The sequence below is a fragment of the Paenibacillus sp. J31R34 genome (assembly GCF_059383715.1).
The window spans coordinates 58339-70922 of sequence record NZ_JBXENU010000011.1 but is presented as its reverse complement, the minus strand read 5'-3'; the positions used below and the strand labels follow the sequence as shown (position 1 = coordinate 70922).

Below are 12584 nucleotides of genomic sequence, written 5' to 3'. Positions count from 1 at the left end.
AATGAATAAATACAAGCAATGAATAAGGGTCGTAATAATGAAGGATTAGCTAAATTACTAACCCTGCAAATAGGATGTGACAGAATGTACTTAACGACGAATGCAGAATCGCTTCGTGTATATGAAGCGCTGGCGAGCGAGGTTCGCCTGCAAATTATTGATTTGCTGGATGAGCGTGAACGGCATATTAAGGAGCTGGCAGCGGAGCTTTATTTGAGCAGCGCGATTGTCAGCACCCATGTGAGCAAGCTTCAGCAAGCGGGTATTGTGACGAGCAAAATGAAGCGCATAGGTGGCGGAACGTATAAATATTGCTCACTTTCGGCTGAATATTTGCAAATCAGGCTGTCCAAGCCAAATGACCAGAAACGAAAAAATATGGAAACGATGCTGCCGGTCGGCCATTATACCGATGTAGCCGCCTTTCCAACCTGCGGCATTGCAACAGCAGAGAAACTAATCGGGCAATATGATAATCCCAAATATTTTTTGGACCCGGAGCGAATGAATGCCGGCATTTTATGGTTTGCCAGAGGATATGTCGAATATAAGGTGCCCAATCATCTATTTGTTGATCAACGGGTGCAGGAATTGGAAATTTCACTGGAGATTGGCTCCGAAGCGCCGCAAATTAATGAAAATTGGCCGTCGGATATTCGCTTTTTTATCAATGGCTTGTATTTGGGCGAATGGACGAGTCCGGGTGACTTTGGACGTGTGCGTGGACGGCTGTCACCGGATTGGTGGCAGGGCGATGTGAATCAATATGGCTTATTGAAGGTGCTGCGTCTCAATGCGAATGGCACCTTCATTGATGGCTTGCAAATATCCGAGCTGACGATTCATGATTTGGATTGGGAGACCCCGTTTCTGACGCTTCGCATCAGCGCCGAGGAAAGTGTTCCGGGCAGGGGAGGATTAACCTTGTACGGCAAGGGGTTTGGCAATTACAATCAAGATATAAGAATTCGTACCTATTATGAATAAACCCCAAACACTTCAATGGGAATAGCTGGATGAAAATGGAGGGATCGTAATGGCGCCTTATTGTCGTGTGCTCATTGTAGATGATGAAATATTAGTCAGACAGGGCATTAAGCACTTATTGAATTGGGAAAAGGAAGGCTTTCAAATCGTCGGCGAGGCGGCGAGCGGAACGGAGGCGCTGGAGAAAATTCAGCAGCTGGAGCCGCATATCGTAATAACGGATATCGTCATGCCTGTCATGGATGGCGCGGAGCTTACAAGAATTGTCAAAGCGAGATTCCCGGAAATTGAAGTGATTGTGCTTAGCAGCTTTGGAGAATTTGATTATGTGAGATCGACTTTTCAAAGCGGCGTTGCCGATTATATATTGAAGCCTAAGCTGGAGGCGACCCATCTGCTTGAAGTATTAAAGCGTACTGCGCAGCGAATTCCTTCACTGAAGCTGGAGCATGCACCAACCGATAAAGACACAACGGTACAGGTGCTGCTGGATATGCTGATGGATGGCTTCGGCGTAGAGCTTGAGGAGGCGGTGGGGGCAGAAGCGTTCCCTTATGACAGCTTTCGGATGCTTGGTGCAGAATGCAAGCCTTCTGGAGATAAAAAGGCCATGCTAGCCGTAGCTGAGCTGCTGAAAAAAAGAATGCAGTCGGAGCTCGTCGTTTCGCTTGAAGAGTCGGTCCATTATTCGCTTAGGGCGGAAGCTGGGCGCGTCGTGCTGCTCATTAATTTGAACAAGCAGGAAAGCCCGCAGCTTGCCGCTGCCGTACGGAGACTGGATGAGTGGACGGGCGAGCAAATGCTTGAGGCGAGATGGACACTGGGCGAGCCGTTCAGCCATTATACCGAGGTGGGGGACCATTTCAAGCTCAGCTTTCTGAAAATGAGCGACTACCGCTTTTTTTTGGCTGACCCGGATTGTGTGCTTATTGCAGGGGAGCTGCCATATATGCCGCCTGTAGAAGAGAAGTTTGATTTGCCGCGGTTTTCCGAGCAGCTGAGCAAGCAGCAGTTTGAGAGCGCTTTTAGCGACCTGCTGGCTTATGTGCAGGGTGCCCCGCATTTTTATAAGAAAGATGTATTTGAGTTTAAATCATTCCTTAGCAATGTTATTTTTAATATGACGATTGTAGTGGGCCGCCTGGAGGTGGATGCCGCGCATTTGGAAGAGGCGAAATACCGCTATTTCAAGGAAATTGGCGACACCTCGCATATAAGCGAAGCCATCGTGTTAATGGAGGCATTCGTGAGTGAAGCGGAGACTGTACTGGCAACCCGCAAGCAGGGAGCAGGCAATCCGAATATGGCAATGCTGCTTGCTTATATTGGCGAGCATTTTGCTGAGCCGCTAAGTCTGACGGAGCTGGCGAAGCATTTTCATTTTAACCCTTCTTATTTGTCTACGTATTTCAGTGCGCATAATAATGAAGGCTTTAGTGAATATTTGAACAAAATTCGGGTGGAGAAGGCGGCAGAGCTGCTGCTAGCGGATACGGCATCCATTTCAGAAATAAGCGGCATGGTGGGGTACTCGGATCATAGTTATTTTACAAAAGTGTTCAAAAAAATAACGGGCTTGTCACCTAGCCATTATCGCAAACAATATGTCAACCAGAAAAGGGACTAGTGCATGAAGGCATTTTTGGCAAAATTTAAATATCACGGCTTGTTTATAAAAATGTTTACCGTCACCTTTGTCAGCATCATTTCGGTTTCGCTGCTTACTACGCTTGTGATGATGCAGATGTCAGAGCGTCTATTCATGAATACGTTCAGTATTACGAATGGAAAAATCATCAATCAGGTGCAGACGAATTTCGAGTCATTCAGCTATTCCATTGTGACAGCGACCAATAATGTTCAGCAAAGCGGAACGCTCAAATCGTTTCTTACAGACCCCGATGAACGATCTGTCCCGACGTTGAAAAGATATTATGAAGCCAACACACAAATCAAGCGAATTCAATCGGGCGTCTCCGCTTATCCGGTGAATATGACGATAACGGGAATTAACGGGCGCAGCCATTCGTCCGACAGCACCTATTGGCCGCGATCAATCGAGAAGCTTCGCAGCAGTAAGCTAACGGAGCAGGCGCTGCAGGAGCCACGGCGTATTTTGTACGAGCTGGATCAGGATAGCATGACGCCTGAAGACAACTCCAATGCTGTTGTTGTCGCCATGAAAACATTGCTGGAGCGAACGAGCGGCCAGCCTTATGGCCAGCTTTATATTGCAATAAGAGAAAAGGATTTTCGCAAATTTTACACGAGCTTCACGAGCAGTGGAAATGATGTCGTTATCTTGAATCAAGCAGGCATGATCGTTTCCAGCAATCGTGAACAGCTTGTAGGGACGACGGTGCCAGAGCTTTTGACCTATGCCAAGCAAATTGAAGAGCAGCAGCTGGACGTTATGGACACAACGGCGATGGGGAAGAGCAGCCTCGTATTGTCCAAATATTTGCCGACCTATGATTTTTATTTGGTGAACTTAATTGATAAGCAGCAGGTCATGAGCCAAATGGTTGATTTCAAAATGGTTGTCCTTATCTCTCTGGCAATCGTGCTGCTGGCCCTCATTATCGTCTTTGTGATTTCAAGGCGGCTGACGAGATCGCTTACGCTGCTGGCGCGGCAAATTTCACGGGTGACGAAAAATGACTTCAATAATTACACTTCGGTAACGGGAAGCTACGAAATCAAGCAGCTCGGCAATGCCTACAACTACATGCTGGATGAGCTGAATGATTATATTAAGCGGCTCATTCAGACACAGAAGGATCAGCGCAATGCTGAGCTGTCTGCGCTGCAGATGCAAATTAATCCCCATTTTCTATATAATACGCTGGCATCGATTAAAATTTTGGTCCAGCAGGGCAATAAGGACAAGGCTGCGGAAACGATAAACGCACTGATTTCCCTGCTGCAAAATACGGTAAGCAATATAAGCGAGACGATTCCGGTTTCACAGGAACTCGTTAACCTTAAAAATTACGTATTTATTAACCATGTGCGATATGGCGAGCAGATTCGAGTCAATTATTTTGCAGATAAGGATTGCATGGGTGCCCATTTGCCGAAGCTGGTTATCCAGCCGTTTATGGAAAATGCTTTTTTCCACGCTTTCCATGAGCGCAGCGAGGGATATATTTATGTACTTATCTCCCGTGAGGGCGATTCGCTCATCTGTGAGGTCGTAGACAATGGGGTCGGCATTAGCGGGCTGAGTAACGGGGAAGCTGGAGCTGAGGTTGACGGAGCAACCCGGAAAAACGGTGAGCGCGGGGTGCATTCGGCAAGCCATTTCTTCTCCGGCATTGGCATACGCAATGTGCATGACCGTTTGACCCTGCTTTATGGTGAAGGCTATGGAGTGACGATTGTCAGTGATCCAGGCCAAGGAACACGCGTGAAAATCAAGCTTCCTTTGTTATTTGAGTAACGATTTTTAAAGCAGCGGCTCGCAGGATAAATCCTGAATGAGCTGCTGTTTTTTTAGTTGGCAGCCTTAAATTATTGAAGACAGTATAATAGCAGCCCAACAAGCACAAAATTCAAATACATCTTTTTCATGACGAAGGACGGTGATCAACCATAAAAAATAGGAAATTGGTAATAGGCAATGAGCCTCATTGACACGATCGATCCAGTACTTAGAAGAATATCCTTGATTTTTCCAACTGCCGTCTAAATATATTACCAATAAGCAAATTAATTACTATTGGCAAAAAATAACTACTGTTTATGAAATAAAAGAATGACAAATCCCTATAAAGATATTGCTATCGAACACAATAAACAGATTGTTATAATAAATGATGTTAGCCGGCAAACGCTTTCAGTTACGTAGACAATTATAAAGGGGTTGGGTTTCGTGAAAAAAATGCTTGCCATCCTTTTGGCCAGCTTCGTGCTGCTCACAGCATGTTCAGCTAAAACAGACGATGCTACAAACACAGGCAGCGGAAATGCTGCAGGAAACACTGCAAAAGAACTTACGGTTTGGGCATGGGACAAAACGTTTAACATCGGCGCTATGGAGCGTGCGGGTGCGGCTTATGCTGCTAAGCATCCTGATTCCGGCGTAAAACTTAACATTGTTGAAAATGCACAAGCTGACATTATCCAAAAGCTGAATGCAGGTCTTAACTCGGGCACAACAAAAGGTCTTCCATCGATTATTTTGATCGAAGATTACCGTGCGCAAAGCTTCTTGCAAGCTTACCCGGATGCATTTTTCGACCTCTCGGATTACATCAAACCGGCTGACTTTGCTGATTACAAAATCGGACCGACAAGCCTTGATGGCAAACAATACGGCGTACCTTTCGATTCTGGCGTAGCGGGACTTTATGTAAGAACCGACTATTTGGAGCAAGCTGGCTACAAAGTAGCTGATTTGCAGGATCTGAACTGGGATCAAGTTATTGAATTAGGTAAAGCTGTTAAAGAAAAAACAGGCAAGCAATTGCTTTCTCTAGATCCTAATGACCTGGGCATTATCCGGATGATGATTCAGTCCGCTGGCTCATGGTACCTGAAGGATGATGGTGTAACACCTGATATTGCTGGCAACGTAGCACTGAAAGAAGCTTTCGAAACTTACAAAAAGATGATGGAAGCTGACATTGTTAAAGTTCATTCCGACTGGAGCCAGTTTGTAGCCGGCTTTAACAGTGGCGAAGTAGCAAGCGTTCCAACAGGAAACTGGATTACAGCTTCCGTGAAAGCAGAAGCATCGCAATCTGGAAAATGGGCTATCGTACCATTCCCTAAATTGACGAACAACGCTGATTCCGTTAACGCTTCGAACCTTGGTGGCAGCTCGTGGTATGTTATGAACGTTGATGGCAAAGAAGCAGCAGCAGAATTTTTGAAAGAAACATTTGGTTCTGATGTTGATCTGTACCAAAAGCTTGCAACAGAAATTGGTGCAATTGGCACGCTGAAAGCAGCAGCTGATGGCGAAGCTTACAAAGCAGCTGATGAGTTCTTCGGCGGACAAACAGCGGTAGCTGATTTCGCAAAATGGACTGCTGAAATTCCAAGAGTTAACTACGGTATGCATACGTATGCTATCGAGGACATTCTTGTTGTAGAAATGCAAAACTTCATGGGCGGCAAAGCAATCGACAAAGTATTGGCGGATGCTCAAGCTCAAGCTGAAACACAAGTTAAATAAATTCGACCATACGGCAGATGAATAAAATCTTGGGCAATCAAAGCCCCGTCAGTATCGTTCGTTCTGTTACTGGCGGGAGCGGCGGATTGCCCCGAGATTTTATTTCCGTGAAGAAAGGGGTTAGGCTATCGTGAAAGCAGCGCAGCCTGGCATAAAAATTCGTAATCGAGCAAGCTTGACAGGATGGCTGTTCGTCATCATTGCTGTCGTACTAATAGCAGCATTTTATTTCTACCCAATGGTTCAAGCGCTCCTTCTATCGTTCAAATCCGGCAAAGGGATGAACCTCCACTATGTAGGCTTTGACAATTACATTCGTCTATTCAGTGATCAGACGTTCCGTGTCGCAGTAAAAAATACATTTATTTATCTCATCATTCAAGTGCCGGTTATGATCGTGCTGGCGATGTTTATTTCTGTACTGCTGAATGACAGCAAGCTGAAGTTCAAGGGCTTTTTCCGTACAGCGATTTTCCTGCCGGCGGTTACATCTCTTGTTGCCTATTCAGTTATTTTCAAATACTTATTTGCAGGCGATGGCCTTGTAAACGCATTGCTGCTCAAGCTGCACCTGATTGGCACGCCTATTCAATGGATTACAGATCCATTTTGGGCCAAAATTACGGTTATTATTGCCATTACGTGGCGTTGGACAGGCTATAACATGATTTTCTACTTATCAGCTTTGCAAAATATTGACCATTCGATTTATGAGGCTGCCAAGATCGACGGCGCGTCCTCGACTAGACAATTTTTCGGCATTACGATGCCTTTGCTCAAACCTATTATTTTATTTACATCCATTACATCGACAATCGGTACACTGCAGCTGTTCGACGAGGTTGTGAACATTACGAAGGGCGGACCGGGCAATGCGTCTATGTCCATCTCCCAGTACATTTACAATCTGTCCTTCAAATATTCCGCAGATTTCGGATATGCAGCAACGGTGTCTTATTCTATCGTAATTATGATTATTATTTTGGCATTTGTTCAGTTTAAAGCGGCAGGTGATAAAAATGGATAAGCTAAAACGGGTATCGGTTTATATTTTTCTCAGCGTCGCAGCGTTCATTTCCATTTTCCCGTTTCTGTGGATGATCGTCAGCGCGACGAACAGCTCCTCGGATGTAACGCAAGGCAGACTGCTGCCTGGCAGCAAGCTGCTTGACAATATTAATAATTTGTTCAGCACGGTCGATATTGTGCCGGCGCTTATGAACTCGGCTAAAATTTCCATTTCGACGACGCTGCTGGCGATGCTGATTGCTTCGCTTGCAGGTTACGGCTTTGAAATTTATAAAAGCAAGGCAAAGGACATCGTCTTCACGATTTTGCTCCTGTCCATGATGATTCCGTTCGCGGCGATTATGGTTCCGTTGTATCAAATGTTCGCAGGAATTTCGAGCAGCGTTCCATTTTTAGGCCTTGATACGCTTTCGGGCGTCGTGCTGCCAACGATGACGACAGCGTTTCTCATCTTCTTTTTCCGTCAAAACACAAAAATGTTTCCGAAAGAGCTGCTCGAAGCAGGTCGTATTGATGGCTTGAACGAGCTGGCCCTGTTCTTCCGCATTTATGTGCCGACGATGAAAACGACGTATGCGGCAGCGGGAATTATTACGTTCATGTCCAGCTGGAACAACTACTTGTGGCCGCTTATCGTGCTGCAATCGCCGGACAAGCGTACCATTCCAATGTTGATCTCCAACCTCGGCTCCAGCTACACGCCGGATTACGGGATGATCATGATGGCAATCGTTATTTCAACGATTCCAACAGCGCTTGTATTCTTCCTGATGCAAAGACATTTTGTAGCAGGTATGACCGGTTCGGTCAAATAATCAACTTAAAAGCAAGGGATAGGCGGCTGCATGCCGAGCATGCAGCCGCCTGACTTATCATCTACGTTATGGAGGAATTATTTTATGACTACTACAAAACCGAGCCTTGACTGGCTGACTGATGTAAGTGTATTTGCTGTTAACCGCCTGCCTGCCCATTCGGATCACCGTTATTATGAAACTGCAGCAGAGGCGGAAGGCAATGGCAGCATGCCTCTGCGCCACAGTCTGAATGGCAGCTGGAAGTTCAACTATGCCGTGAGACCTGCTGATCGTCCAGTTTCTTTTTACGAGCAAAGCTTTAATAGTGACACTTGGGAAGCGATTGAGGTGCCAGGCCATATTCAGCTTCAAGGCTTCGGCAAGCCGCAATATGTGAATACGATGTACCCATGGGATGGGCATCATGAGCTTCGTCCGCCGGCAATTCCGGAAAATGACAACCCGGTTGGAAGCTATGTGAAGCATTTTTCCGTTCCGCAGAACATGCTGGGCAAGCCGGTATATATTTCCTTTCAAGGCGTAGAATCGGCTTTCTATGTTTGGCTGAATGGGCAGTTCGTCGGCTACAGCGAGGACAGCTTTACACCGGCCGAATTTGATTTGACTCCTTATTTGCAGGAGGGTGAAAACAGGCTGGCAGTTGAAGTTTACCAGCGCAGCACGGGAAGCTGGCTCGAGGATCAGGATTTTTGGCGTTTTTCCGGCATTTTCCGCGACGTCTATTTGTATACCGTTCCGGCTATCCATGTTCGTGATTTGTTTGTGAATACAGAGCTTGATGCGGCTTATGAGCAAGGTACGCTGCTGGTAGATTTGAAGCTGAGCGGTACGCTCGAAGGCGCAAGCATGAAGCTAGTGCTGAAGGATGCAGCTGGTCATACCGTTGTATCTGGAGCTGCAGCAGCAGCTGAAGTGGGGACGTGGACGGCTTCGCTTGAGGCAGGAGCAGTGTCGCTGTGGAATGCGGAAAATCCATGTTTATATAAACTGTATGTAGAGGTTTATAATGCTGCAGGCGAGCTCATTGAAGTGGTTCCGCAGCTTGTAGGCTTCCGCAAATTCGAAATGATCGACAAAGTGATGCATATCAACGGCAAACGGATTGTTTTCAAGGGCGTTAACCGCCATGAATTTAACCCTCGCAGAGGACGGGCCATTACGGCTGACGATATGCTGTGGGATGTTAAGACGATGAAGCAAAACAATCTAAATGCTGTTCGCACCTCCCATTACCCGAACCAATCATTATGGTATGAGTTGTGTGATGTGTACGGACTGTATGTCATTGATGAGATGAATTTGGAAACACATGGTTCATGGCAAAAAATGGGTGCCGTTGAGCCGTCGTGGAACGTTCCTGCTAATAAGCCGGAGTGGGAGGATATCGTAATGGATCGGGCGATTTCGATGGTTGAGCGAGACAAAAACCACCCGTCCATCTTAATCTGGTCTGTCGGTAATGAAGCTTACGCAGGCGAGGTATTGCTGAACGTATCGAACTATTTCCGCAGCACTGACCCTAGCCGTCTTGTTCATTATGAAGGAGTATTCCATAACCGCGACTATGACGCAACGAGCGACATGGAAAGCCGTATGTATGCGAAGCCGGCCGATATCGAGCTTTATTTGAATGATAATCCGCAAAAGCCGTACATTAGCTGCGAGTATATGCATGCAATGGGCAACTCGGTGGGCGGCATGCACAAATATACAGAGCTTGAGCAAAAATATGCGTTGTACCAAGGCGGATTTATTTGGGATTACATCGATCAGGTTATTGTGAAAAAAGACCGCTTCGGCAAGGAGTTCCTCGCTTATGGCGGCGATTTCGACGACCGTGCGACCGATTATAATTTCTGTACGAACGGCATCGTATATGCCGATCGCAAAGTATCGCCGAAAATGCAGGAAGTGAAGTTCCTATATCAGAACATTAAGCTGCTTCCTGACCAAGAAGGCGTGAAAATCGTCAATGAAAATCTGTTTGAAGGAACAGATGCTTATGAGCTGGTTGTTAAGCTTCATCTGGAAGGCGCGGAAGTTTTCCGCAGTGTAAGCGAGATTCAGGTTGCTGCACAAAGCGAAGCCTACATTCCAGTTGCGCTTCCGGCAGCAGAGCAAGCGGGTGAGTATGTGGTTCACGCGTCCTTGCAGCTGAAAGCAAGCACGCTTTGGGCGGATGCAGGATATGAGCTGTCATTCGGACAATTCGTATTTTTGGTGGAGCAAAAGGAAGCAGTGATTCTTCCAGCAGGAGAACTGCGCGTCGTAGAAGGCGATGTCAACATTGGTGTGCATGGCCGCGATTTCAGCATCATGTTCTCCAAGCAAGCCGGCACGCTGACTTCGGTCAATTATGCGGGTAAAGAGATGATTGCACTGCCTCCGGCTCCGCTGTTCTGGCGGGCAACGACGGATAATGACAAAGGATTTTCACTTGGTTTTGATTCCGGCATGTGGTTTGCTGCGAGCTTGACACGCAAATGTATTAGCGTTGTTTTGACAGAAGAGGCTGGAACAGCAACGGTAACGTTCCAATATCGTCTTAGCATAAGCGCTGATGTATTGGTTACAGTGGCTTATACCGTGCTGGGTGACGGAAGCGTGCAGGTGATATCGCGTTATGAGGGAGCGGCGAATTTGCCGAAGCTGCCGATTTTCGCACTTTCGTTCAAGGTGCCTGCGGACTATCATAAGCTGGACTGGTATGCGATGGGTCCAGATGAAAACTACATTGACCGTGCATTCGGGGCGCGTCTTGGCGAGTTCCAAAACGTTGCCGCAGATAATGTATCCGGTTATGTTGTACCGCAAGAGTCCGGCAATCGTACAGGCGTCCGCCGCGTAAGCATTACGAATGATCTCGGACGAGGCCTTCGCATTTCGGCGCCAGCGACTCAGCCTGTGGAATGCAATATTGCGCCTTATACCGCATTTGAGCTGGAGAGCGCGCAGCATCACCATGAGCTCCCGAACGTGCATTATACGGTTGTGACAGTAGCAGGCAGACAAATGGGTGTCGGCGGTGACGACAGCTGGGGCGCGCCTGTCCATGATGAATATTTGATCCAAGCGGATCAGGAGCTGGCTTTTGAGTTCCTAATCAGCCGGGTATAAAAGTTGATGCAGTGAGCATTTTGTACTTGAATTGCTGTATAACAATAGTGGGATAAAGAGGAGGGCGGCTGCCTTCCTCTTTTTTATCGTGGAATCTACACGGTATTTTTAGAAAACCCCTGCTTAAATCGCGTATGCATATTAATTCAATTTTGTCAAATTTGCGAGCTCACTGGCAATTTGACGTCTTCCGATTCTTCCAGCATACTAAACTTAATTAATGCGAAAGGTCGGTCGAATGAATGGATAATAATATTATTGAATCAACATTGAAGGAATTGCTTTCTGTCGTTAAGATCATTAATGAACGGGTAGGAACATTGGAAGAAGGGCAGCAAGTACTGACTGAAGGGCAGCAAGCACTGACTGAAGGACAGCAAGCACTGACTGAAGGACAGCAAGTACTGACTGAAAGTCAACAAGCGCTGGCTGAAGGGCAACAAGCGCTTGCTAGTAGTCATCAAGCACTTGCTGAAAGTCACCGGATGCTTGCTGAAAGTCAGCGTGAAGGTTTCCGAGAGGTGAATGAGAAATTGGAACGTATGGAATTAAAGCTTGAAGCTACCTTTGAGCAGACAGCCCGCATTACTGAGGTAGTAACAACTACAATCGTTGATAGGCTCGATGCCCATCGGAACATGATTGCGAAGGTTGAAGAAGAGATTGAAATTTTAAAAAGTCGTCATAAATAATAGGCTCACATGCAGAAGAAGAGGAGGGCGGCTGCCCTCCTCTTCTTTCATTGCCTGATAGATTATTTATTTAACTGCTCATAATCCGCTCTCGTTAATCCGTAAAAGATCAAGTCCTCAAATTCTCCCCATTTGAAAATATGCTGCTTGAATTCGCCTTCATATTTCATTCCAATCTTTTTCATGACATTGGAGGAAGAAGGGTTTTTAGCCATGGCTGCTGCCATTATTTTATTCAACTCCAACTGCTCGAAGCCGAATTGAATAACACGCTTCGCCGCTTCTGTCGCATAGCCATGCCCCCAATAAGGCTTGCCCGACCAGTAGGAGAGCTCGCCTCGCTGATCCGGCTTGCTCAAATTCAAGCTCATACAGCCAATTAAGGCATTGTCTTTTTTGCGGGTCACTGCGAAAGGGAATCCCTCTCCATTGCTTGCTCTAATTGTATTGTTGCTAATCCAATCCTCGGCTGCCCCATCAGGATAGGGGTAAGGAATAGACAAGGTTGTGCTTGCTACTTCAATATTGCCGGCCAGTTTCTGAACTCTGCTTGCGTCGTCTAAGTTAAACGCTCTCAAAATCAATCGTTCTGTTTCTAGTGTTGGCTGCATAAGGAAACACCTCGCAATAATTGATTTTTTTGAAATATAGGAGAGGATATGATTTTCCCATCCTCCCTCTATATTTCTCGGAATGAAACGCGCTGTGCCGACAAAGAACGGCACAGCCGTTTACGCTTGTCTTATCCTATTTTATAGG

At 46.4% G+C, this 12584-nt stretch carries 9 protein-coding genes; 8 read left to right on the top strand and 1 reads right to left on the bottom strand.

The genetic code is table 11. The features are described 5' to 3' along the window. Window positions 1-84: 84 nt before the first annotated feature. The 8 genes from AC50YG_RS26060 (at window position 85) to AC50YG_RS26025 (ending at window position 11825) form a co-directional block, all read left to right on the top strand. Window positions 85-987 (top strand): ArsR/SmtB family transcription factor, encoded by a 903-nt coding sequence (locus tag AC50YG_RS26060; RefSeq protein WP_494831093.1) that lies wholly within the window; start codon window positions 85-87, stop codon window positions 985-987. Between the two features lie 49 nt (window positions 988-1036). Beyond that, complete coding sequence (locus AC50YG_RS26055; RefSeq protein ID WP_494831089.1) at window positions 1037-2614, top strand: response regulator; 1578 nt, start codon at window positions 1037-1039, stop codon at window positions 2612-2614. A gap of 3 nt (window positions 2615-2617) precedes the next feature. Continuing rightward, on the top strand, window positions 2618-4429 hold the full coding sequence (locus AC50YG_RS26050) for a sensor histidine kinase (RefSeq protein WP_494831084.1): 1812 nt from the start codon (window positions 2618-2620) through the stop codon (window positions 4427-4429). A 432-nt stretch (window positions 4430-4861) separates the two neighbouring features. Beyond that, complete coding sequence (locus tag AC50YG_RS26045; RefSeq protein WP_473760252.1) at window positions 4862-6169, top strand: ABC transporter substrate-binding protein; 1308 nt, start codon at window positions 4862-4864, stop codon at window positions 6167-6169. Between the two features lie 130 nt (window positions 6170-6299). Further along, entirely contained in the window at window positions 6300-7196 is an 897-nt protein-coding gene (locus tag AC50YG_RS26040; RefSeq protein WP_494831081.1) for a carbohydrate ABC transporter permease, read from the top strand. Further along, on the top strand, window positions 7189-8013 hold the full coding sequence (locus AC50YG_RS26035; protein WP_341281947.1) for a carbohydrate ABC transporter permease: 825 nt from the start codon (window positions 7189-7191) through the stop codon (window positions 8011-8013). The genes AC50YG_RS26040 and AC50YG_RS26035 overlap by 8 nt, the downstream gene beginning before the upstream one ends. A gap of 84 nt (window positions 8014-8097) precedes the next feature. Beyond that, entirely contained in the window at window positions 8098-11133 is a 3036-nt protein-coding gene (gene lacZ, locus AC50YG_RS26030; RefSeq protein WP_494831079.1) for a beta-galactosidase, LacZ type, read from the top strand. 242 nt (window positions 11134-11375) lie between these two features. Continuing rightward, window positions 11376-11825 carry a hypothetical protein gene (locus AC50YG_RS26025; RefSeq protein WP_494831074.1) on the top strand — a complete coding sequence of 150 codons (450 nt, stop codon included), beginning with the start codon at window positions 11376-11378 and terminating at the stop codon, window positions 11823-11825. A gap of 62 nt (window positions 11826-11887) precedes the next feature. Here the strand turns inward: AC50YG_RS26025 and AC50YG_RS26020 are convergent, their stop codons facing one another. After that, on the bottom strand, window positions 11888-12436 hold the full coding sequence (locus tag AC50YG_RS26020) for a GNAT family N-acetyltransferase (RefSeq protein WP_473760007.1): 549 nt from the start codon (window positions 12434-12436) through the stop codon (window positions 11888-11890). Window positions 12437-12584 lie beyond the last annotated feature (148 nt).